Consider the following 25,237-nt stretch of genomic DNA (forward strand, 5'->3'; position numbering starts at 1 on the left):
AATACCTCCGATACATTCATGGATTATTGTTCCTTAGTGACTAAACTCTTGGTCCGCTGCACCATCATGCGAAGAATAAATCCCTGACATTTGTTCCTGCGATCGTCCAAAAGCAGGCGGGATCCCTCCTTGACTCGTTTTATTGGTCGTAGATCAAGTCCGCATAATAAGCATATTGGTTTAACCCTTCGGCATTCAATGGACTTCCTATGACATTGTCAGAATAAACAGGTTTCAGGGATGAAAGGTCATAAACGGTCCTGGATAGGCGAGGTGAAGTGGATAAAAGTCCTGTATTGCAGGGAATATGTGCCCCGTAATGGCCTGCCGGCGGCAATTATAGGCCAAATTTTATACTTTCCGGCGTGTAATATAATCAGCACGAAAAGGACGAAATCATTAAATGACTATATGATGCCGGATAGCGGAGCTAGTATAGTATATAAAGAGGCTGAAAATAAATTTTACTAATGGAGGTAAAAAATGAATCCTATTCATGTTGTCCTGACAACCGTGCCGTATGAGAATGAGCATTGGGACAGACTCTGCCAAGCATTCGCGCCAGCCGAAATCATCCGGCTTCGTCCGGACGATTCTTCAGGAATCGAAGCGGCCCTGGAACGGGCGGACGCGGCCGTTCTGAGCGGCGATCTGGATGAGCGGTTTTTGAATGCGCCGCTGCTGAGGTGGATTCATTGCGACCATGCGGGATTGAACAAATGCGCATGGCCCGAATTGTTCGAGCGCGGTCTCCTGGTGACCAGCTCTGCTGGACGGTCTGCGCCGGCATTGGCGGAGCATGCTCTGTTCTTCATGCTGGCTCTGGCGTACCGGTATCCGGATTTCCTGGACGCGCAGCGGGCCCGCCGGTGGGGCATTGCGGATCAGGAACAGCTGCGCGGATTGTATGGCAGGGTAGTCGGAATTGTCGGCATGGGTCATACCGGCACGGAACTGGCCATCCGGGCGAAGGCGATGGGCATGGAGGTCCTCGGTTATCGCCGAAGCCCGGGCGAGCTTCCGCCGGGAGTTGATCGTCTGTTCTGCCAGGAGCAGGGCGGGAGATTGGAGGATATGCTGCCGGAGTGCGATTTTGTTGTGCTCGCGCTGCCGCTTACGAACGCCACACATCATCTCATTGGCGAGAGGGAGCTTGCTTTGATGAAGCCTGGATCATACCTCATCAATATGGCCCGCGGAGCAGTAGTCGACGAAGCTGCCCTGATTGCTGCACTGAATGCCGGCAAGCTGGGCGGAGCCGGTCTGGATACCTTCGCACAGGAACCGCTTCCGGCCGATAATCCCTTATGGGATGCTCCGCGCACGCTTATTACACCTCATACTTCGCCGCAGGTTCCTGACCGCACTGGACGGTCTCTGGATATTATCTGCGAGAACGTCAGGCGGTATCGCACTGGAGCGCCAATGCTTAATGCATTGAAACCGTCGGATGTCTACACACCTGCAACAATCTGAATGAACCTCGGCAAGAAGAAACGGCTATCGCTGTCCTTGACGGCGAACTTAGTTGACCGGTTTGCCCGGATTTCTGTGAGAAGGCTGCAATTATATGGCTGGCGCTCCCTGTGCTTAAGGGGGCGCCTTTTTCTGTTCACTATTTGGTACCCCTCTTCAGGAACTTGAGTGCGGTAGTATCCCAAGGGCTCGAATGCCCGCTGAATCAACCCGCAGGGAAGGAATGGACAAGATAATGCGAGTTTTCAAAAAAGTCCACTTGCAGGAAAAAGCGCTGCATTACATACTGGAGGTTAACAAACGCGACTGACAGCCTGTGAGAAGAAAGGAGGCTCCGGATGAAGCTGCAAAAAGTGTGATTAGATGCTTGTCAAATGAATAAATGTAAACGCTTACTGTAGACCTGTTCCCGCAACATGTATCCGTCTGAAAATCATGCCGTCATTTTAGCCGGAGGTGAGATGAATTGTTAAAAAGCAGGCATTATCGTAAAAGCTTGATTCTGATCCTGATTATTTCCAGCATACCCGGTCTCATTATCGGGGGCATTATTTATTGGCTGGCCGGCGGACGGATGGAGACCGAGCTGTTGAAGCTGCATGCCAATCAGATCAGGCAAAGAGCCTCCAATATGGACGATCAATTCTCGTATTTGGAATTATCGCTGGCGCACTGGGCCTTCGATCCCAAGTTCTCCAACAGCATTAAAAATGTTGACTTCATCCGGGATTTCCAAGTGGCCCGGGATATTACCAAGACGCTTCAGATTATGCAGGGCTCGAACCCCCTGGCGAGGCAGGTGGAGCTGTATATTAACAAGGATCAGCCGGTAAGATTCACGCCGGAATACGATGTAATGCGCGATGAGCCGCTGGCGCAGAGCTATAATGCGCTGCTGACGGAAGGAAACCAGGTCTTCTGGTCGATGGAGGCGGCGAGTCCGGACAATCCCGGCACCTCCGATCTGGCCCTCATTCATAAAATACCGGGTTATGATCTGCATCCGATCGGCTTTATCATGGTCCGTCTGGATCAGGACAAGGCGGCAGGCCTCTTAAAAACGTTAACGCCGTATAACGACGGCGACACCTTCATGATGGAGGAAAACGGGAGCACCTTGATTTCCAACTCGAGCACAGTCGATTCCTCCGCCTTCGATGAAGCTTTGAAAAAGCAGGTATTCCTGCAGGACAGCGAGGCAGGTTCGTTTCTCTACAGCTGGAATCACAATACCTATACCGTATCGTATGGAACCTTCTCAAGAATTGGCGTCAACTGGAAATACGTTTCGGCAGCGCCGATCGGCGTTATCACCAAGCCGGTTGTGCTGATTTCCAAATTTATTATTTCCTTAAGCATGGCCTCGCTGCTTCTTGCTGCATTGCTGTCCTGGCTGGCCTCCAGAAAAATATATTCTCCCGTGAACCGGCTGGTTCATTTGTTGACAGGCGGCAAGCCGCTTGCCGGCGAAATGCTGGAGCACCGGGACGAGTTTCTGATGATTGAAAAGCAGTGGCAGCATCTGACCCGGGAGAGCACGACGCTTCAGCATAAGCTCGCGCAGCAGCTGCCTCACGTGAAGGAGGGTTTTCTGCTGCAGCTGCTCCAGGGGTTCCTGTACTCCTACTCCGAAGAGGACATACGGGAGAGGATGCGCAGTTACGGTTGGGCAATAGATGGCCGCCAATTCCTCGTGCTGCATATTCAATTGACAGGCTTCGAGAATCTGGAGGACCGCTTCACGCAAGGGGATGAAGGTCTGGTTACCTTCGCGGCCGCCAATATTACGGCTGAGGTGGCGACCAATATGCTGGAGCAGGCGGATGTTATTAATTTTCACGACTTAACGATCGGCTTGATCATGATGCTGCCGGATGAGCAGCCCTTCCATAACGCGGTCAGCGCTTTCAGCGAAGAACTGACGCAGGCAGTTAATCAGCTGTTGAAACTGCATGTTTGCATCACCATCGGACAATCCTCCAACTCGATTATTGGAATTCCTTCCCTTTTTGAAGAGGCGAAGCAGGCCTCGGGCTACCGGAGATTCGGAAGCCAGAATCAACTCATCGATTTAAAATCACAGAATGTCTGGGAGGATTCGGGCGAGCTCCGTTATCCTTTTGTGCTGGAACGGGAAATTATCCAGGCGATCCGGACCGGCAAGCGGGAGGAAGCGGAGGAGTTCATTACCGCCTTTATGGACGCGCTTATACTGACAGGCTCGAATGAGATCGAAGTGCAGCAGGGAATGCTGCAGCTGCTGGGCAGCATTCAGCATGCGATTCGCCAAGCGGGGATGAGTCCGGGCCGTATCTTCAAGTCGGTCAATATGTATGAGCAGCTGTCGCAAATCCGCGAGCCGCAAAAAATGTTCAACTGGTTCAAATTTAACGTGGTGCAAACCTTTGTGCGCGAATTCGAAGCCAGAGCGGATGTGCATGTAAAGAAAATGGTCGAGGCAGGCATGATTTATTTGCAGAACCATTATATGAAGGATATCTCGCTTGACAGCTGCGCCGAGCACATCGGGACGAATCCGGTCACGCTAAGCAAGATTTTCAAACAGGTGTCCGGCAAAAATTTCATCGATTATTTGACGGAGCTGCGCATGGACAAGGCCAGAGAGCTCCTGCGGGATACGCAGCTGAAAATCAACGACGTCGCCGAGGGCGTGGGCTACCAGCAGAGTTATTTTAACCGCATCTTCAAGAAGCAGCAGGGCATTACACCCGGCCAGTACCGGGAGTCCAGCAGGGAAATATAATGGCGTTTGCAAGAAAGGCAAAGTCCGGAAAAATAATCCTATCGGGCTGTTCAGGCCAGTAATCACCTGATCAAAAAAGTACGGTTGCGGGAAAAACGGCCAGTGCGTATGGTGAAACCGAAGGCAGAGCAATCCCAAAATAAGATGCGAAGGAGTGATAACAATGAGTGGGCGTATCGAACCCATGGGGAGCTTGATCCAAAGAGCCGATCCCCATAAAAACCGGCGGCGCTTGCTTTCACGGGTGAAGAAGGATAAATGGCTGCTGCTGCTTGTACTGCCGGGACTTATCTATTTTATCGTATTCAAGTATTTGCCGATGTGGGGGCTCTTGATCGCCTTCAAGAATTACCAGCCGTTTCTCGGGTTTTTCAAGAGCGAATGGGTAGGACTGGACAACTTCAGACAATTTATACAGGACCCGATTTTTCTGAATTTAATGCGCAATACATTCCTGCTTGGCCTCTACGACATGATTTTCTTCTTCCCTGCTCCGCTGGTTCTGGCCTTGATGTTGAACGAAATCCGCATCTCCGGCTACAAGCGGTTCATTCAAACGCTTATCTATGTTCCCCACTTTATTTCCATGGTGATCGTGGCCAGCATTTCTTTTCTCCTCCTGACGACGGAGGGAGGCGTCATTAACGAGCTGCTTTTCAAATTGCTGGGTCACCGTTTTGACTTTCTCACGAGCGAAGCCTGGTTTCGTCCGATGATCATCGGCCAGACGATTTGGAAAGAAGCCGGCTGGGGAACGATTATATTTCTTGCCGCACTTGCAGGAGTCGACCAGGAGCAGTATGAGGCTTCCATTGTGGATGGCGCAAGCAGACTCCGCCAATTATGGCATATTACGCTTCCCGCCATCCGGGGAACGATTGTTGTGCTGCTGATCCTGCGCACAGGGAACTTTTTGGACCGCGGCTTTGAGCAGGTTTTGCTGATGGGCAATGCGCTGAACCGGGAAGTCGCGAATGTATTCGATACGTATGTCTATACGGTCGGGATCACGCAGGGCGCGTTCAGCTACAGTACGGCTGCCGGATTGTTCAAAGCGGCGATCGGGATCATGCTTGTCCTGCTGTCTAATTATCTTGCCAAACGGGCAGGCCATCCGGGCATCTACTGATCGGGGGAGAGAGGATCATGAGAAACAACACGATAGGCGGGAAAATATTCGATGCCGCCAACTATGCGCTGCTTGCGGTTATTGCGGCAGTAATGATCATACCGATTATGTACATCGCGGCGGGATCGTTTGCAACCGAAGCGGATATGATCAAGAGGGCTTTCTTCATCATCCCGGAGACCATTTCGTTTGATGCGTACAAGTACGTCTTTCACGACGCTACCTTCCCCAGAAGCCTGCTTGTATCGGTATTCGTCACGGTTACGGGTACGCTGATCAATCTCTTTTTTACTTTTACGATGGCCTATGCGCTGTCCCGCCGGGATATGCTGGGGAGAACCGTATTCATGAATATGATAATCTTCACCCTGGTATTCAGCGGCGGAATTATTCCAACCTTTCTGGTCGTGAAGAGCCTGGGTCTCTTGAATTCATATTTTGCCGTGCTGCTGCCCGCTGCGATCAGCGCCTTTAACCTGATTATTGTGAAATCGTTCTTTCAGGAGATTCCGGGAGAGCTGATTGATTCCGGAAAAATAGACGGCTGCTCCGATATCGGCATTCTATGGCGCATTGTGCTGCCGTTATCCAAGCCGGTGATCGCCACGTTCGCGCTTTTCTACGCGGTGACGAACTGGAATGATTTCTTCAATGCGCTGCTCTATCTGAACGATCCGAAAATGTGGCCGATTCAGGTGCTGCTCCGGCAAATCATTCTTGTTTCCTCCGGAGCGCTTGATATCTCGACGATGGATCCGAACTACGTCAAACCACCGGATCAATCGATCAAAATGGCGGTCATTGTCGTGGGCACCCTGCCCATTCTGCTGGTGTATCCGTTTTTGCAGAAGCATTTTGCCAAAGGGGTGCTGATTGGCGCCGTGAAAGGTTAGAAGGGCTCAGCAGCTGCTTGATCCATAATAAAGGGAGGAACGATGAAAATGATAAAAAAGATGAAGTCCAAACGATCATTTATTGTTCTCGCAAGCCTGGTGCTGGCGCTTGCTGTATCCGCGGCAGGCTGCAGCTCGGGGAAGACCGCCAATACAGCGGGTACACCCGATGGGGACCAGGCGGCGGGCGGAACGCAGGCGAATGAAGAAGCTCCGTTTCCCATAAGCGTAATGATGAGAAGCTTTAATAATGACATGATTACATCGCAGAGTACCATCTGGAAGCAGACGGAGGAATATACCAATACCAAGCTGTCTATTTCATTTACGCCGGATGCCGGCTATCTGGACAAGATGAATATTACGCTGGCCTCGGGTTCGATGCCGATGGTAATGTTCGCTCCCAACGTGAAAATTTCGAGCATAGCTAATGCGATCAAATCAGGCGCCTTCTGGGAAGTCGGTCCCTACCTGAAGGATTATCCGAATCTCAGTCAAATGAATCCGACCATTCTCAACAACATTTCCACAGAGGGCAAGGTTTACGGCTTATATACCTCCAGGGCGCTCGGCAGACTGGGCGTATCCTACCGCAAGGATTGGCTCGACAATGTGGGGCTTACGGAACCAAAGACGATAGACGACTTTTATAACATGCTGAAGGCCTTTACGAACAACGATCCGGATAAGGACGGCAAGAACGATACGTATGGCATGGTCGTCACGAAATATGCGGGACCGTGGGATATGATGCAGACCTGGTTCGGCGTTCCGAATCAATGGGGCGTGGGCGGGGACGGCAAGCTGGTAAAAGCGGAATTTACGCCGGAGTATATGGAAGCGCTTAAATTTTTCAAGAAGCTGTATGACGAGAAGCTGGTCAATCCCGATTTTGCCGTCTATGATTCCGCCAAGTGGAACGACCCGATCATTAATGACCAGGCCGGGGTTGCCGTTGACGTTGCCGACCGCTCCTATCAAATCGAAGAAGCGATGAAGACGGCTAAGCCCGACACGACCGCCTCGATTGATCTGTTCGGGGCCGTGAGCGGACCGACAGGGCTGCACAACCTCCCGACAACCGGATACGGCGGCGTTTTCCTTATATCCAAGTCATCGGTGAAGACAGAAGCGGATCTGAAAAAGGTGCTGAGCTTCTTCGACAAAATCGAAGACAAGGATATGCAGATTCTGATTTCATACGGCATTGAAGGCAAGCATTACAAGGTAGAGGACGGCAAAATGATTCCGATCCTGCTGAATACGGACCCGCAGCCCGCAAATATCAATATCAAGAGCTTCAACCAATTGTTGATCGGAGTTCCGGATGTGCTCACAACCGCCTTTAAACCGGCTACTCCGCTGCGCGGCAAAGTGCAGGAGGTGCAGGAAGCCAACCTGGACATCGTCGTGCCGAATCCCGGCGAGCCGTTATACTCGGCAACTTACACGGAGAAGGGCGCACAACTGGATACGATCGCGGCCGATGCCAGAATCAAGTTTATCGTCGGCAAAATCGACGAAGCGGGATTTCAAGCCGATATGGATTTGTGGAAGAAAAGCGGCGGGGATGAGTACGTGAAAGAAATGAATGAAGCCTATGCCGCCAGCCAGCAGAAATAAGGAGAAGATATGATCCCGATTATAATTACAGGAGGTTTGACGAATATGGGCAAAGGAAAAATATGGGCGCCGGAATGGTCCTTCGCCAAGGACCGGACGACAGGCGTGAACATCTGCCAATTAACGAATTATATGGGCCACAGCTATCATCTTTACTTTACGGAGAAGGGGTGGTATAACGAGGGAAGAAATCTGGTCTTCCGGTCTGACCGGGACAATACCTCGAACCTGTTCAGCATCGATTTGCAAACCGGCCATATTCTCCAGCTGACCGATCTGGGGAAAGGACCTTCCTACCTGAGCGCTTGTCTTCATCCGCAAGGAAGCGAGGTCTATTTTCACCATAACCATTCCCTGGTTGCCCTTGATCTGGAGACATTGGAGCAGCGGATCTTATATGAAAAGCCGGAGGGCTTCAATATCGGCAGCTTCAATTGTACGGCGGATGGCGGCCACCTGCTGCTGGCACTGGGCGAAGATATTTCCTCCAGGGTGGAGTCGGATTTGAAGAACGGCTATGTCGGGTTCGAAGAAGTCATGCGGGCACGCCCGCTGAGCCGCATTCTTCGCATATCGCTGCAAACCGGAGAAGTGGAGACGGTGTTCGAGGATGAATGCTTCATCGGCCATATCAACGCTTCCCCCACCGCATCGAATCTGTTGACCTTCTGCCATGAGGGCCCCTGGAATATCGTCGATCACCGGATCTGGGGTCTGGATCTGGATACGGGCCGGAAATGGAAAATCCGCAGCCGGACCCAGCCGATGGAGATGGTGGGCCATGAATACTGGCTGGCTGGAGGAGAATACGTAGGCTACCACGGCATGCGGGAAAGCGGCGTTAATTTCTTCGGCAGAATCCGACCGGACAATACAGGACTGGAAGAAGTGGAATTCCCGTTTACGACCTGGCACTCGTACTCCAGCGATTTCTCCCGCGTCGTTGTCGACAGCAGGGATACGGTCACTTCCATGTGCCTGTGGCAAAGGGAGGGAGACAGCTTCGCCGGGCCGCGCGTCCTGCTCGATCACCGCTGCAGCTTCCATGTGCAGAAGGTTCATGCGCATCCTTTATTTACGCCGGATGGCAACAAGCTTCTGTACACAAGCGACAAGAACGGCTACGGCAATCTCTATCTGGCGGATATTCCCGAGGATATCACGCAGCTGCCCGAGCTTGTGCTGCCCGAAAACTACAGATTTCCAAAAATAGTCTGATTGACCGGGAAAGCTTATGACCGGGTTTCGAAAGGGAGGTTTGGAGTTTGCCAAAGCTGCAGCTCAACGAGATAGCGGTTAAAGAGGCGATCAACCGGGTGACGGAGCGGGTGTTCCGCATGGATTTCACATGGGATTGGCCTGCAGGAGTTGCATTATATGGGGTATCCAGGGTCCATGAAGCCACCGGGCAGCAGCATTATCTGGAGTCCCTGGTCCGCTGGACGGATGAGCAGCTGGAAGAGGGCATCCCGAGATTAACGGTCAATGCCGTCTCCATCGGGCATACATTGATTCACTTGTATAAAGAAACGAAGCAGGAAAAATATTTGAATGCTGCAATCAGCATGGCGGAATATTTGCGGACGGAAGCACCGCGCTTTGCGGGCGGCATTTTTCAGCATACGGTCTCCCAGAACTACAGCTTTCCGGAGCAAGCCTGGGTGGATACGATGTTTATGGCCGGTTATTTTCTGGTGCGGATGGGAGCGCTGCTGAAGAACAGCGATTATATGGAGGATGGCCTGCTGCAGTATCACGGGCATGAGGACTTTCTGCAGGATGCCGATACGAATTTGTATTATCACGGCTGGGATCATCTTGCCAAGAGCAATATGTCGGCTGTCTTCTGGGCGAGAGGCAACAGCTGGGCGGCCTATACGATGGTTATGGCTTTGAAGGAGGTGGAAGTCACCCATCCGTCCTATATGAGAATTTACGATTCGCTTCGAGACCAGTTAAGCACGCTTGTCCGATTGCAGTCGGACGAAGGCTTGTGGCATACGGTTCTGCAGGATGATAGCTCCTATGCCGAGATGTCGGGTTCGTCCGGAATTGCGGCAGCGTTGGTGCGCTATAACGAAGCAATAGGCAGCCCACTCTACAATACCTATATTCAAAAGTCGATTGCGGGCATTCTCGGCAGCATTACGGAAAACGGTTCTGTTGCGGATGTTTCTGCGGGAACAGCTGTGATGAATAACGCCGACGGCTATAAAGAGGTGCCCCGCCGAAGAGTTCAAGGCTGGGGACAGGGATTGGCGCTTGTATTCCTTGCCTCGCTGCTGACGTATGAATGGAAGGAAACGTCGGACTACGGTCTCATCGTTGAACGCGGCTGAACACGAATTGGAAGAAGTCCGATTGCGGCCTGAATGCGCCCGGACTTCTTCTTTTATTATCCCTGCCGATAGAATACAGCGTGCTTTAGTACGGATAGTCTCGATTGGCAGTTCTGGCCGGAAATAACGGCGAACGAAAAAAATGCTTGAAATCCTTCCGGACCTCCCTCATAATTGGAAATGTGCGCGGGCACGAAGACAACCAAGGAGAGAAACAATGACAATCACGATCAGGCATATCGCCGACAAGGCCGGAGTTTCGAGGGGCACGGTAGACCGGGTGCTCAACGGACGCGCAGGCGTCAAGCCGGACGTTAGAGAGAGAATACTAGCGATTGCCAAGGAGATGGATTATTCGCCGAACGTGGCCGCGAAAGCATTGGCTTACAGCAAGAAGCCCATATTATTCGGGGTGGTGATGCCGCCGCGGGAGATCAGCTTTTTTGACGAAGTCAGACATGGGATTCAGCAAGCCGCCGAGGAATTGAAGGACTTGGGAATTCGTCTGGAATACGAATATGTGGACAACCGCAAGCATGAAGAGGGCGCTTCCGCCATCGACAAGCTGGTAGACATGGGGGCGGACGGCATTTTGTTTGCGGCGATGGATGACGATCTTACCAGAGCCAGCATCGATCGCGCGGCCAGCCAGGGAGTACCGGTCGTCACGTTCAATTCGGACGTGGAGCACTCAAGGCGAATTTGCTTTGTCGGCCAGGATCTTTCCAGAAGCGGACGGATTGCAGCAGGCCTGATGAGCAGGGTTTTGAAAACGCATTCCAAGGTTCTCGTCGTCACCGGCAGCTTGAATTTCCACGCTCATCGTTCCAGAGTGGAGGGCTTTGAGAACAACCTGGAGAAGAGCGGCATCGAAATCGTGAGAGTAGCCGAAGGGTTCGATCAATACGAGCTTACCTTTTCGCAGATCGACCAGGCTTTCGTGCAGGAACCCGGAATTGCAGGAATTTATATGGCAACCGGCGATGTCGGCGCATGTATAGATGCCATAAAACGCCATAAAAGGGAGGGGAAAGTGAGAGTCGTATGCAATGATCTGCTGCCGGAAACGGAGCGGGGCATGAGGGAAGGCATCATCGACTTTACCATCGTTCAGAATCCATCCATGCAGGGCTACCGGGCGCTGCGAATTCTGTTCGATCACCGCTTCCTGGGCAAGCCTCCGGAGCAGGAATACTATTTTACAGAGACACATATTATTATCCCGGAGAGTATGTGATTTTTTTTACCTCAAATCGTGCCCGGGCACGGAATAAAAAAGCATCATTTCAACTTAGTAGAAGGAGCCAATGTGATGAGCCTGCAGAATTGGATTGAAGCATGCGCGGATAACGACATTGAGGTCGAGGACGTCATCCGGTTTGACCATGGAGAGGGAACGTATGCGATTTATCGTACGGATAAGGGAGATTACTACGCGACCGACGGATTTTGCACCCACGAGCAAATTCATTTATCGAACGGGCTCGTTATCGGCCAAATCATCGAATGCCCGAAGCATAACGGCAAATTCGATATTCCCACGGGCCAGGCCAAGCGCGCTCCCGTCTGCGTTGATTTGCGCACATACCCCGTGAAGATCGAGGACGGCAAGGTTTGGATACAGATAGGCAGTTAACTTCATGCAAAGGAGGAGCGCCATGAAATGAAAACGTATTCAGCAAAACCGTTGGAAAAAATGGGCCTGCAGATTTATGAATTAAGCGATTCCCAAAGCCGTTCAACCGTAGAAATCATACCGGAGGCGGGCAATAATCTCTACCGCTTCGAATGTGACGGCCGCCAGGTTATGCTGTCTCCGGACAGCCTGTCCGCCTTGAAAAGCGAGCCTATGGCGAGCTTCAAATACGGTACGCCGATTCTGTTCCCGCCCAACCGGATCAAGAATGGAACATACCGTTTCCGGGGCAGAAGCTACCGTCTGCCGATCAACGAGCCGCCCGATCATCATCTGCATGGGGAGCTGTGCTCAAGAGCCTGGGAGGTTGTCGGGAGCGGGGCCTCGCAGGAGGAAGGGGCTTATCTGATCAGCCGGTTTCGATATGCGGACCATCCGGATTTGTTGGCGTACTTTCCGCATGAGCTCGTCTTCACCGTCAAGTACCGCCTTTATGAAGGACGGCTGTATTTTCACGGCACGATCGTGAACGAAGGGAAGGAAGCGGCTCCCTTCGCGTTCGGACTTCATCCCTATTTCAACATCCCCTTCGATGCGGGTGAACGCCTGACCCTGAACGTTCCCGCCAAGGAAGAATGGCCGGTAACGAATCAGGCTTTCGTAACGGGATTGCCTTCCGTGACGCCATTCGCCGCTGCGCTGAATGAGGGAGCCGCGCTCGCCGAGATTCCGCCGCTCGACTGTTCATTAATCGCCTTAAGCGAAGGGGAGCGAACATGCCGGATCGGAATCGGGGAACAGGGTTATTCGATCGCTTTTCGTATAGGTGAAGGTTTTCCGTATGTTGTCCTGTTCCGTCCCGACTGGGGAGCAGCTTACTCCATAGAACCCTACACATGCCTGACGGACCCGTTTAACCTGCCCTATGGAGAGGAGTTGACGGGAGCGCGAGGGATCGAGCCGGGGGAAGTCATCAAGCTGTCGGCCAGCATTTGGGTTGATTCCGTTTGAAAATCAATCAGTAGGAGGAATCGTGGGAATGATCGATTTGAATCTGAATGTCGAACCGGAAATGCCTGAGCGAAAGGATTATCGGATTGGCTGCATCGGCTCCGGCTTTATCATGCGGGATTGCCATCTTGTGGCTTACCGCGATGCGGGCTTTCACCCTTTTGCAATAAGCTCGAGAACGTTTGAGAATGCCAAGGCGGCTGCGGAGCTTAGAGGAATTCCTCATGTGTACCGGACCTGGGAAGAACTGATTCAGGACGACCGGGTGGAGATACTGGATATCGCGGTTCCGCCGGACCGTCAGCTGGAGATCGTGCGGTATGCGGTCAAGTACCCTCACATCAGAGGGATTTTATGCCAGAAGCCGCTCGCGATGAATTTCGGAGAGGCACGGGAGATTGTCGAGCTCTGCGGGGAAGCCGGGATCAAGCTCGGGGTGAATTCCAATATGAGATACGACCAGTCGATTCGCGCTTTGAAGACGGTACTAGAGCGCGGCTACCTGGGCGAACCAGTTCTGGCGACGATTGAAATGCGGGCGATACCGCATTGGCAGGATTTCCTCGCCAATTACGACACCATCGGCATTCTTAATATGGGCATACACCATATTGATGCCTTTCGCTATCTGTTCGGCGACCCGGAGAAGATTACAGCCGTTACAAGGCGGGATCCCCGGATAAAGTTCAAGCACATCGACGGCATTTCTCAATACTCATTCCAGTATGGCAGCGAGCTGATGGCGACAAGCCTTGATGACACATGGGCTTGGCCTGGAGAAGGAGCCGAGAAGGATATCTACATCAAATGGAGGGTCGAAGGGCTGGAGGGCATGGCTCAAGGTACGATTGGCTGGCCGGATTATCCCAAGAGAACGCAGAGCACAATGGAGTTCACCACCAAACAGTCGCCGAAGGAATGGTTCCGGCCAACATGGGAGGGCGTATGGTTTCCCGATGCATTCCAAGGGACGATGGCACAGCTGCTCCGCGCCGTCGAGACGGATTCGGAGCCGGAAATAGGCGGCAGGGACAATTTGCGGACGATGGCACTGGTTGAAGCCTGCTACAAGTCGATTGCCGAAGGGCGTACGGTCACATTTTCGGAAGCGCTTTCCTGATTTGTTAGAAAACCCAATTCCAAGGAGGAATCGTCCATGATATCAGTAGGTATTTTTAACGGTTATTATCCTTATTCGCTGGCGGAGAGCATTGCCCGAATCCAGAAGGACGGCATGTCCTGCGTCCAGCTTGATCTGTCGTTCAAGGACATGGACGTAACGCCGGGAACGCTGAACCGGGAGCAAGCCCATCGGATTCGGGATGCGTTCCGGGATGCCAATCTGCCGATCGTCTGCATCTCCGGCTACACGAATATCATTCATCCGGATCCGGTCAAACGGGCGGATAATATCTTCAATTTGAAGAAGCTTCTGGAGTTCGCACGCGATCTCGGCTCCCCTTATGTGATTAGCGAAACCGGCACGTTCAACCCCGAGAGCGACTGGGTATGGGATCCGAAAAACGGCACCGAGGAAGCGTATGAGGAAGTGTGCAGACAGCTGGAGGACCTGGCGAAGTTCGCATACGATCATGGCTCGATGTTTCTCGTAGAAAATTACGTCAACAATGTCATCGGTTCCGTGGATCAATTGACCCGTTTATTTGCGGATGTATCCCATCCCGGCCTTGGCTTGCTGATGGACCCGACGAACTATTTCACCGATACGAATATCGGCCGCGTCGACGAGGAGATCGACCGGATCTTCAATATTCTTGGGGATAAAATCAAAATCGCCCACGCCAAGGACTGCATGCCCGCACAGGATGAATCGGAGAAGCATGCCGCGATCGATGCCAGCGAGTCGCACACGTTCCGTGGAGCAGGTGCCGTTGAACTGCCCGCGCCCGGGCTTGGCATCCTGAATTACGACTTGTATTTGCAGCGCTTATCCAGGATTCACCCGAATATTCCGATTATTATTGAGCATCTGGATGAGACTGACATCCCCCGGGCAAAACGGTTTATCGACGGGAAGTTAAAGGCTATTGGCGGCTAACAGCAGGAGAAGGAGGAATCGAAATCATGGCAGAAGCCCGCGCAAAAAGGGATTACAGTATTAGCGGTCCGGAGAATCAGCGGGCGCAGGAGAGGGGACTTGCGACTGCGGAATGGTATGTGAGCCCCATTCCCCGCCAGCGGATGAAGGAGCTGATGAAGCGGAGGGACGGTCCGGCCATCCGCGATACGCTGATTTGGTTCGGTCTCTTGATTGTTGTCGGATATATCGCGTATCTGTCCTGGGGGAGCTGGTGGGCCGTTCCGGCGTTTCTCGCTTATGGGATACTATATGCCACTCCGGGCGACTCCAGATGGCATGAATGCGGACATGGCACCGCGTTCAAGACCATGTGGATGAACGAGGCGGTCTATCAGATCGCTTCGTTCATGGTGTTAAGATCGGCGACACCCTGGCGCTGGAGCCATTCCCGCCATCATACGGACACCATTATTGTCGGCCGCGACCCGGAGATCATTACGGAACGTCCGCCGGTATGGCGAATACTGCTCATGCAGATCTTCCACCTCTACGGCGGTCCGATTGAGATCAAACGGTTCATCATGCACTGCTTCGGCAGGCTGGATTCTGCGGAACAGGAATATATTCCTCCGACGGAGCGCCGGAAAACGTATCGCGAAGCCCGCATTTATTTGCTGATTATTTTGTTGGTCATCGCCGCTTGTATTTATTTTGGCACTATCCTGCCGGCCATGTTCGTCTTTCTGCCTTCCTTTTACGGCGGAATTGTCGTTATTCTGTTCGGCGTCACCCAGCATTTGGGCCTCCATGAAGATGTACTGGATCACCGGCTTAATACCCGCACCATCTACATGAATCCGGTCCTGCGGTTTCTGTACTGGAACATGAATTACCACATCGAGCACCATATGTTCCCGATGGTTCCGTATCATGCGCTTCATAGGCTGCATGAAGAGATGAAGGGCGATTGTCCGGCTGCCCGGCCGGGTCTGTTCGCTGCATTAAAGGAAGTGACTGCTGCCCTGAGAAAGCAAAAACACGATCCCTCTTTTACAGTCGAGAAGCCTCTGCCGGTCACGGCGCGTCCCTACAGGTACGGTCCGGATTCCGTTGAGAAGCACATCGTGAACTGATCCGCAGAAAGATCGGATCACCAGGATTGTGAGCCGTTTCATGATAGAGGAAACCTGGTACCGCTTCGCGGTGCCGGGTTTTTTTTATAGAGCGGAGAGGAAATATCTGGTTGTTCTCCACTGGATAAAGTGATACGATGAGTATATTAACCTATCAGATGAGTGGGTGAGGATCATTTCAAAAAAACCGCTTAGCGCAGCCATTTTGTCCAATCTTGAGCAAAGGATTGAGGGAGAGGAATGGAAGCCGGGGCATAAGCTGCCGTCATTGTCCTCACTTGCCGGGGAATACGGTGCTGGCGTATCGACAATACGCGAGGCATTGCGCATCCTGGAGAACAGGGGTTATCTTCTCATCGAGCAAGGGAGGGGGATGTTTGTCAGGAGTCCCTCGCATTGGCGCAGAGATGATTCAATGGACATCGGGAATTTGCAGGAGGGGAGTCTGGCGTCATTGCTGGAGTTTCGTGAATTGCTGGAACCGGAACTCGCTGCGCTGGCAGCGGAACGCGGATCACCGGGGCAGATCGTCAACATCAAAGCCGCCGCGGCAATGATGATCGAAAACCTGGCCAATAGAGAGGATTATTTTACAGCTGACTTAGCCTTTCATGCGCATATTGCGGAGGCCAGCTCCAACGAAGTGATGCAAAGCGTGATGCAGGGCATCTCTGATCTGATGCTGGAGAGCCGCAGACAAACGATGCGGATTCCGGGAAGCGCGCAGCGGGCTTCGCATTTTCATATGCTGATCGCCCTGGCGATCGAGCAGCGCAATCCCGCGCTTGCCAGAGATACGATGAAGCTTCATCTCAAGGACGTGAGGGAAGACTTGCAGCGGGTCAAGGAATCACCGAAAGCAAATGACAGATCGAAGGAGTGAGGGAAACGATGACGATGATCGCAATTCCAAATTCGGTTAATCCTTACCGCGGCAATGTGCAGGGGAAGGCCAACGAACCCATTACCGTGGCAGGCTTGCTGGATCGTGCCAAGAAAGGCTTGGGCTCCGATTATGGAGCCGCGGTTCCGGACTGGAGCCTCGACAGGATTTATGACCGTCTGGAACACAATGCTCCCCGCATTGCCATCATAGGCGGATCCTCCGACCATCCTGCCCACATACTGGACCACGAAACCGTTTATAAAGCCGCACTGACCATCTGGAATAAAGGGGGCATTCCTTTTTATTTCAGTACTCCTGTACTTTGCGACGGGACTGCGCAGAACAATATGGGCATGTCCTATTCGCTGCAGAGCCGCAATGTTATAGCCGAAGTCGTGGTCAATCAAATGGAAGCGCATTCTTATCATGCCGCGTTCGTCATTCAAGGCTGCGACAAACAGCCGCTTGGCGTGCTGAGCGGTCTGGCTCTGCTGGACCGGCTTCGCCGTTATCGGGGAGAACATCATGTGTTTGCTACGTTCAGCCCATCTCATGTATTGAAGGGGGGGACGATACCCGACGACGTTAAGGCAGGCCTTGCTGAGCTTGCCGCGAAGGCCGAATTCGCCGGTCACCCCGATATCGCGGCAGATATCCGGGATGCGGTCAGTTATATTCTCCAGTGCTCTTCCAACACTACATTTCAGGGTGTTCTGGAGCGTGCAGTCGAATATGGTCTGCTGAGTGATGTGGAGCACAAGGATTTTGAGAAGCTGCTCGCCATCAGTACATGCGACGCCAAAGGCGGCATCTGTGCGTTTCATGGAACAGGCAACAGCTCGCGCGACATTACGGCAGGACTCGGTCTGGTTCACCCTGCCGTGGAGCTTCTGACAGAACCCCCGGCAATGCATCAGGTGGAGCAGGCGGTTGAAGGGCTGTTTGCCATCATGCACAGGCAGGAATGCGGCGTAAGTGAACTGCTGGCGGCCAACATCGCAAATGCCATCCGCATCCACAGCTCATCAGGCGGCTCCTCCAACCTTATGATGCATATCATCGGTGCGATGGTGTATGCCGGCTACAATTTTACACTTGATCATTTGGAAGCGATTGCAAGGCAATGTGAAATACCCGATCTGTTTGATTACAGCCTGACGGAGGGACGGGATATCTATGCGTTGGCCCAGCAGTGCTGCTCGGGACAAATCCGCGGCATGGAGACGCTGATCTACGAGCTTACCCGCAATGGTGTCCCGATGGATCTGGATGCCCCGACCGTAACCGGGCAGACCTGGCGGGAACGGTTATCGGATACAACCGGTTTAAGTGCAGACGGCGTCACGGATAATCCGATCATCCTCAGCTCGCCGAAGCGCTCGTTCAGCGGCGTAGACGTGCTTAGGGGGAATTTCTTTAATAATGCCGTGGTTAAGATAAGCGGAATGTCAACCACTCAACTGAACCATTTTGACGATAAAGCCGCATTCGTTCTCTATTTCGAGAACGAGGAAGAAGCGAACCGGAAGCTCCTTGACGTGGATTTCATGCAGGAGCTGAAGGCAAACAGAGTATTTCCGGCGGAACATATGAAGCGTATGGCCATCTACAACTCATCCGAATGCAGCGTACAGGAATTGGAAGACATCGCATATCCGGAGCTCTTTGACTTGATGACCGACCGGGAGTGGATGCGGCTTGCAGTGATCATCGCAGGACAAGGGCCGGAAGCGTTCGGGATGCCGGAGATGTTCACACCGATGCAGTACATCAACGGACATCGGAAGCTGAAGCGGCTGGCCACGTTAATCAGCGACGGGCGATATTCCGGGGTAACCTTCGGCGCCGCTGTGGGTCACATGACTCCGGAAGCCTTTCATGGCGGGGGTCTGCTGTATCTTCAGCATGGCGACCTGCTTCATCTGCAATTCCGTGCCCGCAGGATCGATCTGTTGGATCAGAAGGCTTTTGAACTAGGCTTGATCGAAGGCTATCAAGGCGATATACGAAGCGGGCGCAGTGATCTTGGAGAGGAGAGATTGCTCCGGATGCGGGGGAGACAGAAGCTTGTTGCCGCTTCTAACCGCATGCGGGACTGCACAGATGCGTCCCGAGGGGTCGTTCCCATGGGAATTGCTCTGGAAGCGGACCGGGATTGGGTGAGGGAAGCGTAAAATGGGAAGGAGCCGATGAGTATGGAGAAGTCGAGAGCATTGTTAAGAGAACTGGGCTTTCTGGACCGGGAAGCCTATGATCTGCCGGATTCAGATAAGCGATTTCCTGATGGGGCCCAATATCGGGTAGAGATTCCCAGTGTAGAAGGTCCGGAGTCGCTGAAGGCCGTGTTTCAAGAAGCAGACCGTTATGGCATAACGATACACCGCGTCTCACAGGGAAGCGGAATTATGCTGCTCACGGATGAAGAGATTACCGAGATGGTGAATCTATGCGCCTCTCGAGGGGTTGAATTGAGTCTATTCGTAGGTCCGCGGGGAACTTGGGATATCAGCGCGCAGCCGCTGACTCCTGCCGGTAAGGCGATCGCGCTCCGGCATGAAGGCGTGGATCAACTCGTATATGCGATGGAAGACCTTCAAAGGGCGAACCGGCTTGGTGTAAGGGGGGCGCTGGTCGCGGATGAGGGCTTGCTCCTGTTGACCGGCGAAATGAAAAAGAGATCCATGCTGGATCCCGGCTTTGTCGTGAAGGTCTCTGTCCAGATGATGGCGGCTAACCCGGTCTCCATCAAGCTTATGCAGGATCTCGGAGCGGATACGTATAATGTGCCGACCGGATTAACCTTGCCCAAGCTTGCCTCTGCCCGGCAGGCCATCGACATCCCATTGGATGTTTATGTAGAAGCACCGGACGGTCTTGGCGGATTTATCCGTCATTACGAAATCCCCGAACTGATCAGGATTCTGTCTCCGATCTATATCAAGTTCGGTTTGCGCAATCATCCCGATGTTTACCCCAGCGGATCCCATCTGGAACCGGTTAACATTTCGCTAAGCAGGGAGCGGGTAAGACGCGCTTATTTGGGACTTGAGCTCCTGAAGCGGTATGCCCCTGAATTGAAGACATCCGAATTGGGCGCTGCCGGTCTGGGTGTTCCCATTCCTCAGGACAGCACTACGATATATAGTGGAGAACAGGCATTAGTGGATAATTGATAAGCCCTCGACAACAAGCTGGCGCCGGAATCTATCGGCGCCAGCTTAATTTTGGTTGCGCCCTCTCATGATCAAAGCTTGAAAGATTGCCTATATGTCATCCGGCTGCAGGATACAAACATTTTCATCATATATATGTTTCTTCATCAGGTGGCAGACCTGCTCCACATCCTTGGCTTTCATGGCCTGCAGAAGAACAACATGCTCTTCATAAATCTGCTTCTGATCAGCATACATGGTTCCCTGCATAAAGAAATGCAATCGGATCCGGTTAACGATGCTTGACCAGATGTTCATTAAGTTGCTGGCGTTGGAAGCCTGAATGATATATTCATGGAAGGCGATATCATACTCTACAATTCGGGTTAAATCTTTCTTCAGAATACCTTCCTTCATCCCCTCGACAAATTCGGACAAGCGCTGAAAATCATCCCCATTCATCAGGGACAGTCCAGAACGGATCGCAAATAATTCAATACTGAGCCGGATGGGAATAAGAACCTCGATAACCTCGGCTTTGGAGAATTCGGCAACTACCGTTTCTTTATAAGGGGAGGAGAGGAGCAAGCCCTCTTGTTCCAGCGTACGTATTGCTTCCCGGATCGGTCCGCGGCTTACGCCCATTTCTTTGGAGATCGTAATCTCCCGCAGCCGGTCACCCGGTTTTAATTGCCCGTTCAGAATGGCATCGCGGATATCATTGGTTATCCGATGCCGAAGAGAAACGGGTTTCTGCTCTTTAAAGCTGAATGGCTTCATTCCATTAAATCTCTCCCTTCCTCGTCTTTAATGCATTCATCATAAGATATGGGGCTCCTTCATGTCAAAAATACAGTTACCAATAAGATTGTTGACAATATTACAAATCCATCGTATACTTTGTGAAAATTCTACCAATAGGCAGGTGTTTACTGGACCAAAAAGCCATTGACAGCGGACCGTGTGGCCGGAATTGGGATTGAATCAGTGGAGGACGCCGTGATGAAGGATCAGGTTATTTAGTCACCATTTAACGACATTTTTATGACATCCACTAATGGAAGCGTATACAATTTTGGAGGTGAGTGGCGAAATATGAGATCTCGGCGCAAATGGATGACCCGTACACGCAGAGAAGCATTAGACTGCTATGTATTTATGAGTCCGGCCATTCTCGGCCTTCTGATTTTTATGATTGGGCCAATTGCAGCATCCGCTTATTTCAGTTTTACGGAATATGACATATTGGGATCTCCGACGTGGATCGGGTTGGACAATTACAAGGAGCTGCTTCAGGATCCGCTTTTTTGGCAGTCGCTCAAGGTGACACTGATCTACTCGATTGTAAGTGTGCCTTCAGGACTCATTATTGCTTTATTCCTGGCGATATTGCTGAACCGCAACTTGCGTGGAATCTTCATCTTCCGGACGATCTTCTATTTGCCCGCGGTCATGTCCGGCGTCGCTGTCGCTCTGCTATGGAAATGGATCTTTAACCCCGACTTCGGATTGGCAAACTGGGCTCTCGGATTTGTGGGCATTGACGGACCGAAGTGGTTCATCGAGGAGCAGTGGGCGCTCCCGCCCATCATTATCATGAGTCTTTGGGGAGTTGGAGGGAGCATGCTGATATATCTGGCAGGCTTGCAGGGTATTCCAACGGATTTATACGAAGCGGCTGAGATCGACGGCGCAAACAAGCGGAAACAATTTTTTCACATTACGATCCCGATGCTGTCGCCTGTCATTTTCTTCAATCTGATTACAGGGATCATTGGCGCGCTTCAGGTATTCACCGAAGGCTTCATCATGACTGCGGGAGGACCGAATAATGCCACGCTGTTCAGCGTGCTTTACCTGTACCGGAACGCATTCGATTATTTGCAAATGGGGTATGCCTCCGCGCTTGCGTGGGTGCTCTTCCTCATCATTCTGGTTTTCACTTTGCTTGTGTTTAAATCATCATCGATGTGGGTCTTTTACGAAGGGAACAGGAGGTCTGGCAAATGAAAACGATAACGAACAAGACAGCTGCTGCCGGCGTCCCTGCCCGTAGAATGATCTCCAGGCGGCAGTCGGAAAAATGGCGGAACGCCTTCAGCTACTTGCTGCTGGGCCTTGGGTCGCTGATTATTCTGGTGCCGTTCGCATGGATGATCTCCACCTCGCTCAAGCTCAAAACGGACGTGTATATCTTTCCTCCCAAATGGATTCCATCCCCGATACAGTGGCACAATTACAAGGACGCTTTGACCACGTTTCCATTTCCATTGTATACGCTTAATTCCGCTATTATCGTTGTTTTCGTTCTCCTTGGAACGCTTTTGTCCTGTTCGTTTTCCGCGTATGGCTTCTCGCGGCTGAATGCGCCGGGGCGGAACCTGATCTTCATCGTGCTGCTCTCAACCATGATGCTGCCCGGCGCAGTTACAATGGTTCCTTTATACCTTTTTTTCAACAGCCTGGGCTGGATTGACACGTTTCTGCCTTTGATCGTACCGGCTTGGTTCGGCAGTGCATTCTTCATCTTTATGATGCGGCAGTTTTATATGGGTATTCCCTTCGAGCTGGAGGATTCGGCGCGCATTGACGGGTGCAGCGCTTACGGGATCTGGCTGAGAATCATGGTTCCCCTGAGCAAGCCTGTACTTGTAACGGTCGCCGTTTTTACGTTCATGGGGACCTGGAACGACTTCATGGGGCCTCTGATTTATTTGACAGATGAAAATAAAAGGACGCTTGCCCTCGGGCTATCCTACTTTCAGGGCTCGGCCCGCTCTTCACCGGATCTTCATCTATTGATGGCGGCGACATTGTATGCGATTACCCCATGCGTGGTGCTGTACTTCCTGAGCCAGAAGGTTTTTGTGAAAGGGATGGTATTTACGGGTGTCAAAGGTTAGTTTACTAATTGGCGAAAAGAGGGATTGGGTATGAAGCGAAAAAGCAGGGTGGCTTTCGTATCGGTTATGGTCATGATTTTGTTTATCCTGTACGGCTGTTCCGGTGGAGGAACGGAAAATGGCGCCTCGGACGGGGCGAAAGAAAAAGTCGAACTGAATTTTATCCGCTGGTCGAATGGACCGGCACTGGATGAAGAAGAAAAGGATAAAATCAAGCGGTTTAACGATTCTCATCCGAATATTCATGTCAATATGACGCTTCTTCCATGGGACGAAACGTTTAAGAAAATCGAAATGACGCTGGCCTCCAACTCGCCGGTTGACCTGTTTTACTGGGATGTTCCCGCTTATGCCTGGTATAAAAAAGGACTCATGAAAAACCTCCAGCCCTATTTTGACCGGGATTTAAACATGGCCGATTATGATGCGGAACTCTTCAAGCCTTTCCAATTCGACGGCAGCAGCATGTATGTTGCCCCGGAGAACTACCAGACGCTGGTCTTGTATTACAATAAAGATTTGTTCGATAAGGGCAGTGTGCCATATCCGACCGCGGACTGGGAGTGGACGGATTTCCTGAATGCGGCGGAGAAGCTGACCGTCAAGGATGGCGACAAAACCGTTCAATTCGGCACGACCAATTCTTTAGGGGCCTGGTGGGGGTGGATGGCGCTCAGCCAGGAGCAGGGCGGTGCCTTGACGGACAATATTCATGATCCGGAAAAATTGACGTTTAACACTCCGCAGACGAGGAATGCGCTGCAGTTCTTGCAGGATCTGATTTTTAAATACGGCGTTGCCCCGGACGCAGCGAAGGCGAGCGCACTGGGAGGAGATTTCCTGACGGGCAAAATCGCGATGTATGTCGGAGGAGACTGGGATTTGGGCTCGCTGAAGGAGGCGAAGGACCTTCACTTTGATATGGCCCCGATTCCGAAGTGGGATGGCAATCGTGTTGTTCCTTACTGGGTGGGCGGCTATGCCATGACAGAAAAATCGAAGCATCCGGAAGAAGCCTGGGAGTTTATCAAATGGACAATGACTGAAAACCAGGAAACTCTCGCCGGGCAGCAGTCCTGGATTCCGGTGCACAAGCCTTCCCTGGAGAACGCGGAACTTCCGCAATGGGCACCAGAAGGCTATGAGAAGGCCCGTTTCGACTGGATGAATTACGGCATGATCGGAGACATTTATCATCTCAACTGGCGCGAGGCTCAGGATAAAGCGATATCCCCGATCACTGACCAGATATTCAACAACAAATTGTCAGTGGAAGAAGGATTGAAGCAGCTGGATGAGCAGGTCAACGAGATCATTTCGAAAAAGTAATGAACAGGACCTGAAGGAGCCGGGGATTTACCGGAATCTTCAGGTCCTTTTCCAATTTTTGCGGAACATCGACGGCGAGCTCTGCTCTGATTTTTGAAAAGCATGTAAAAACGCATTATAGCTCTCAAAGCCGGTTTGTTCCGACACCTCGCCTACGGATGCGTCGGTCTGCATAAGAAGCCGCTTGGCATGATTGATCTGTTTAAACAAAACATATTCCTTGGGCGTATACCCGTAATATTTTTTAAACTGCCTGATAAAATGATATAAACTAAGGTTGGCTGCTTCAGCTGCTTCTTTCATGCTTGCGATAGTCAAATAATGCAAGTCGATGTACCGTCTGGCCTGTTCGACGTTGTCCGGTTTCTGAAAAACCGAGCGGTCGTAATTTGAAAATCGGGCACAATGCATGAGAAGCTGATAAATCAAGGCGGACTGCTTCCATTCGTTCTGCGGATCGTTATCCTGCATCCCGCCGATAATGGTCCGGAGTGTCAGGTCAATCGGGCAGTCGGCGGGCTGCGAAGAAATCAGTAATATCGGACCATGGAATAACCGGGCCCATAACGACTCAAGGTCCAAACCGTCAAACACAAGATACCTCATTTGATAGGGAGCGGCCGGATCTGCGCGGTAGGCATGGGGATGACGCATATCATGCAGCAAACAGTCCCCTTCGCCAAGCCCGATCCAGGTTTCCCCGTGACGGAACGAACCCTTGCCTTGTGTAATCAGTAATATTTCGTAAGCCGGATAATAATCGCGCTCGAAGAAAAAGTCTTGGGAATTAGGATCAAATCCCCCGATTATCGGATAGTAGAGAGTGGACCTGGCAAAAGGGCTCGGTGTGGAAAGCCATTCAAACTTCATGATCAGCATCCTTTATAAGAGTCGTATTCATGCAAATGTAACATATGAAAAC

The 25,237-nt window shown here is 51.8% G+C and carries 21 protein-coding genes; 19 read left to right on the forward strand and 2 right to left on the reverse strand.

The genetic code is table 11. From position 1 onward, the window contains the following. Positions 1-483: 483 nt before the first annotated feature. The 16 genes from ACFOLF_RS35535 to ACFOLF_RS35610 all read left to right on the forward strand — a co-directional run bounded on the left by ACFOLF_RS35535 (position 484) and on the right by ACFOLF_RS35610 (position 20,104). Positions 484-1,476: a D-2-hydroxyacid dehydrogenase gene (locus ACFOLF_RS35535; protein WP_210040271.1), complete on the forward strand. Its 993-nt coding sequence runs from the start codon at positions 484-486 to the stop codon at positions 1,474-1,476. Positions 1,477-1,942: 466 nt separating this feature from the next. Further along, positions 1,943-4,240 (forward strand): helix-turn-helix domain-containing protein, encoded by a 2,298-nt coding sequence (locus tag ACFOLF_RS35540; RefSeq protein ID WP_379113211.1) that lies wholly within the window; start codon positions 1,943-1,945, stop codon positions 4,238-4,240. 184 nt (positions 4,241-4,424) lie between these two features. Next, complete coding sequence (locus ACFOLF_RS35545; RefSeq protein WP_379113271.1) at positions 4,425-5,369, forward strand: ABC transporter permease; 945 nt, start codon at positions 4,425-4,427, stop codon at positions 5,367-5,369. Between the two features lie 17 nt (positions 5,370-5,386). Then, positions 5,387-6,262, forward strand: a complete 876-nt coding sequence (locus ACFOLF_RS35550; protein WP_210040269.1) for a carbohydrate ABC transporter permease — start codon at positions 5,387-5,389, stop codon at positions 6,260-6,262. A gap of 48 nt (positions 6,263-6,310) precedes the next feature. Beyond that, positions 6,311-7,885, forward strand: coding sequence for an extracellular solute-binding protein (locus ACFOLF_RS35555; protein WP_379113209.1), 1,575 nt, complete (start codon positions 6,311-6,313; stop codon positions 7,883-7,885). Between the two features lie 45 nt (positions 7,886-7,930). Continuing rightward, entirely contained in the window at positions 7,931-9,103 is a 1,173-nt protein-coding gene (locus tag ACFOLF_RS35560) for an oligogalacturonate lyase family protein (RefSeq protein WP_210040267.1), read from the forward strand. A gap of 47 nt (positions 9,104-9,150) precedes the next feature. After that, the gene (locus ACFOLF_RS35565) at positions 9,151-10,224 is read left to right on the forward strand and encodes a glycoside hydrolase family 88/105 protein (protein ID WP_210040266.1); all 1,074 of its coding nucleotides are present in this window, start codon (positions 9,151-9,153) and stop codon (positions 10,222-10,224) included. Between the two features lie 217 nt (positions 10,225-10,441). Next, positions 10,442-11,461: a LacI family DNA-binding transcriptional regulator gene (locus ACFOLF_RS35570; RefSeq protein ID WP_210040265.1), complete on the forward strand. Its 1,020-nt coding sequence runs from the start codon at positions 10,442-10,444 to the stop codon at positions 11,459-11,461. Positions 11,462-11,536: 75 nt separating this feature from the next. Next, positions 11,537-11,860, forward strand: coding sequence for a MocE family 2Fe-2S type ferredoxin (locus ACFOLF_RS35575; RefSeq protein WP_210040264.1), 324 nt, complete (start codon positions 11,537-11,539; stop codon positions 11,858-11,860). A gap of 27 nt (positions 11,861-11,887) precedes the next feature. Next, entirely contained in the window at positions 11,888-12,871 is a 984-nt protein-coding gene (locus ACFOLF_RS35580; protein ID WP_210040263.1) for an aldose 1-epimerase, read from the forward strand. A gap of 28 nt (positions 12,872-12,899) precedes the next feature. After that, positions 12,900-13,991: a Gfo/Idh/MocA family protein gene (locus ACFOLF_RS35585; protein ID WP_379113207.1), complete on the forward strand. Its 1,092-nt coding sequence runs from the start codon at positions 12,900-12,902 to the stop codon at positions 13,989-13,991. A 36-nt stretch (positions 13,992-14,027) separates the two neighbouring features. Further along, entirely contained in the window at positions 14,028-14,930 is a 903-nt protein-coding gene (locus ACFOLF_RS35590; RefSeq protein WP_210040261.1) for a sugar phosphate isomerase/epimerase family protein, read from the forward strand. Positions 14,931-14,956: 26 nt separating this feature from the next. After that, positions 14,957-16,045 (forward strand): fatty acid desaturase family protein, encoded by a 1,089-nt coding sequence (locus tag ACFOLF_RS35595; protein ID WP_210040260.1) that lies wholly within the window; start codon positions 14,957-14,959, stop codon positions 16,043-16,045. Positions 16,046-16,211: 166 nt separating this feature from the next. Then, a complete protein-coding gene (locus ACFOLF_RS35600; RefSeq protein WP_210040259.1) occupies positions 16,212-16,928 on the forward strand; it encodes a FadR/GntR family transcriptional regulator in 717 nt (238 codons plus the stop codon). An 8-nt stretch (positions 16,929-16,936) separates the two neighbouring features. Continuing rightward, positions 16,937-19,105: a dihydroxy-acid dehydratase domain-containing protein gene (locus tag ACFOLF_RS35605; RefSeq protein WP_210040258.1), complete on the forward strand. Its 2,169-nt coding sequence runs from the start codon at positions 16,937-16,939 to the stop codon at positions 19,103-19,105. Positions 19,106-19,126: 21 nt separating this feature from the next. Beyond that, the gene (locus ACFOLF_RS35610; RefSeq protein WP_379113205.1) at positions 19,127-20,104 is read left to right on the forward strand and encodes a U32 family peptidase; all 978 of its coding nucleotides are present in this window, start codon (positions 19,127-19,129) and stop codon (positions 20,102-20,104) included. Between the two features lie 90 nt (positions 20,105-20,194). Here ACFOLF_RS35610 and ACFOLF_RS35615 read toward each other — a convergent pair whose 3' ends face one another. Continuing rightward, positions 20,195-20,863 (reverse strand): GntR family transcriptional regulator, encoded by a 669-nt coding sequence (locus tag ACFOLF_RS35615; protein ID WP_210040256.1) that lies wholly within the window; start codon positions 20,861-20,863, stop codon positions 20,195-20,197. Positions 20,864-21,178: 315 nt separating this feature from the next. Here ACFOLF_RS35615 and ACFOLF_RS35620 point away from each other — a divergent pair, with 315 nt between their 5' ends. From ACFOLF_RS35620 to ACFOLF_RS35630, 3 genes are read left to right on the forward strand one after another with little or no spacing between them, the layout of a single operon-like run. After that, positions 21,179-22,093 (forward strand): carbohydrate ABC transporter permease, encoded by a 915-nt coding sequence (locus tag ACFOLF_RS35620; RefSeq protein ID WP_379113203.1) that lies wholly within the window; start codon positions 21,179-21,181, stop codon positions 22,091-22,093. Continuing rightward, positions 22,090-22,986, forward strand: coding sequence for a carbohydrate ABC transporter permease (locus tag ACFOLF_RS35625; RefSeq protein WP_379113201.1), 897 nt, complete (start codon positions 22,090-22,092; stop codon positions 22,984-22,986). The genes ACFOLF_RS35620 and ACFOLF_RS35625 overlap by 4 nt, the downstream gene beginning before the upstream one ends. A gap of 30 nt (positions 22,987-23,016) precedes the next feature. After that, positions 23,017-24,315 carry an ABC transporter substrate-binding protein gene (locus tag ACFOLF_RS35630; RefSeq protein WP_210040255.1) on the forward strand — a complete coding sequence of 433 codons (1,299 nt, stop codon included), beginning with the start codon at positions 23,017-23,019 and terminating at the stop codon, positions 24,313-24,315. A gap of 39 nt (positions 24,316-24,354) precedes the next feature. Here the strand turns inward: ACFOLF_RS35630 and ACFOLF_RS35635 are convergent, their stop codons facing one another. Then, positions 24,355-25,185: a helix-turn-helix domain-containing protein gene (locus ACFOLF_RS35635; protein ID WP_210040254.1), complete on the reverse strand. Its 831-nt coding sequence runs from the start codon at positions 25,183-25,185 to the stop codon at positions 24,355-24,357. Positions 25,186-25,237 lie beyond the last annotated feature (52 nt).

Origin of the sequence: Paenibacillus sepulcri (assembly GCF_042647105.1) — a bacterium.
Classification (GTDB): Bacteria; Bacillota; Bacilli; order Paenibacillales; family Paenibacillaceae; genus Paenibacillus_Z; species Paenibacillus_Z sepulcri.

Excerpts from the sequence above, each read along its gene's own strand:
- ACFOLF_RS35535 (WP_210040271.1), top strand. The coding sequence starts at position 484 with ATGAATCCTATTCATGTTGTCCTGACAACCGTGCCGTATGAGAATGAG.
- ACFOLF_RS35545 (WP_379113271.1), top strand. The coding sequence starts at position 4,425 with ATGGGGAGCTTGATCCAAAGAGCCGATCCCCATAAAAACCGGCGGCGC.
- ACFOLF_RS35550 (WP_210040269.1), top strand. The coding sequence starts at position 5,387 with ATGAGAAACAACACGATAGGCGGGAAAATATTCGATGCCGCCAACTAT.
- ACFOLF_RS35555 (WP_379113209.1), top strand. The coding sequence starts at position 6,311 with ATGATAAAAAAGATGAAGTCCAAACGATCATTTATTGTTCTCGCAAGC.
- ACFOLF_RS35560 (WP_210040267.1), top strand. The coding sequence starts at position 7,931 with ATGGGCAAAGGAAAAATATGGGCGCCGGAATGGTCCTTCGCCAAGGAC.
- ACFOLF_RS35570 (WP_210040265.1), top strand. The coding sequence starts at position 10,442 with ATGACAATCACGATCAGGCATATCGCCGACAAGGCCGGAGTTTCGAGG.
- ACFOLF_RS35575 (WP_210040264.1), top strand. The coding sequence starts at position 11,537 with ATGAGCCTGCAGAATTGGATTGAAGCATGCGCGGATAACGACATTGAG.
- ACFOLF_RS35580 (WP_210040263.1), top strand. The coding sequence starts at position 11,888 with ATGAAAACGTATTCAGCAAAACCGTTGGAAAAAATGGGCCTGCAGATT.
- ACFOLF_RS35585 (WP_379113207.1), top strand. The coding sequence starts at position 12,900 with ATGATCGATTTGAATCTGAATGTCGAACCGGAAATGCCTGAGCGAAAG.
- ACFOLF_RS35590 (WP_210040261.1), top strand. The coding sequence starts at position 14,028 with ATGATATCAGTAGGTATTTTTAACGGTTATTATCCTTATTCGCTGGCG.
- ACFOLF_RS35595 (WP_210040260.1), top strand. The coding sequence starts at position 14,957 with ATGGCAGAAGCCCGCGCAAAAAGGGATTACAGTATTAGCGGTCCGGAG.
- ACFOLF_RS35605 (WP_210040258.1), top strand. The coding sequence starts at position 16,937 with ATGACGATGATCGCAATTCCAAATTCGGTTAATCCTTACCGCGGCAAT.
- ACFOLF_RS35610 (WP_379113205.1), top strand. The coding sequence starts at position 19,127 with ATGGAGAAGTCGAGAGCATTGTTAAGAGAACTGGGCTTTCTGGACCGG.
- ACFOLF_RS35615 (WP_210040256.1), bottom strand. The coding sequence starts at position 20,863 with ATGAAGCCATTCAGCTTTAAAGAGCAGAAACCCGTTTCTCTTCGGCAT.
- ACFOLF_RS35620 (WP_379113203.1), top strand. The coding sequence starts at position 21,179 with ATGAGATCTCGGCGCAAATGGATGACCCGTACACGCAGAGAAGCATTA.
- ACFOLF_RS35625 (WP_379113201.1), top strand. The coding sequence starts at position 22,090 with ATGAAAACGATAACGAACAAGACAGCTGCTGCCGGCGTCCCTGCCCGT.
- ACFOLF_RS35630 (WP_210040255.1), top strand. The coding sequence starts at position 23,017 with ATGAAGCGAAAAAGCAGGGTGGCTTTCGTATCGGTTATGGTCATGATT.
- ACFOLF_RS35635 (WP_210040254.1), bottom strand. The coding sequence starts at position 25,185 with ATGAAGTTTGAATGGCTTTCCACACCGAGCCCTTTTGCCAGGTCCACT.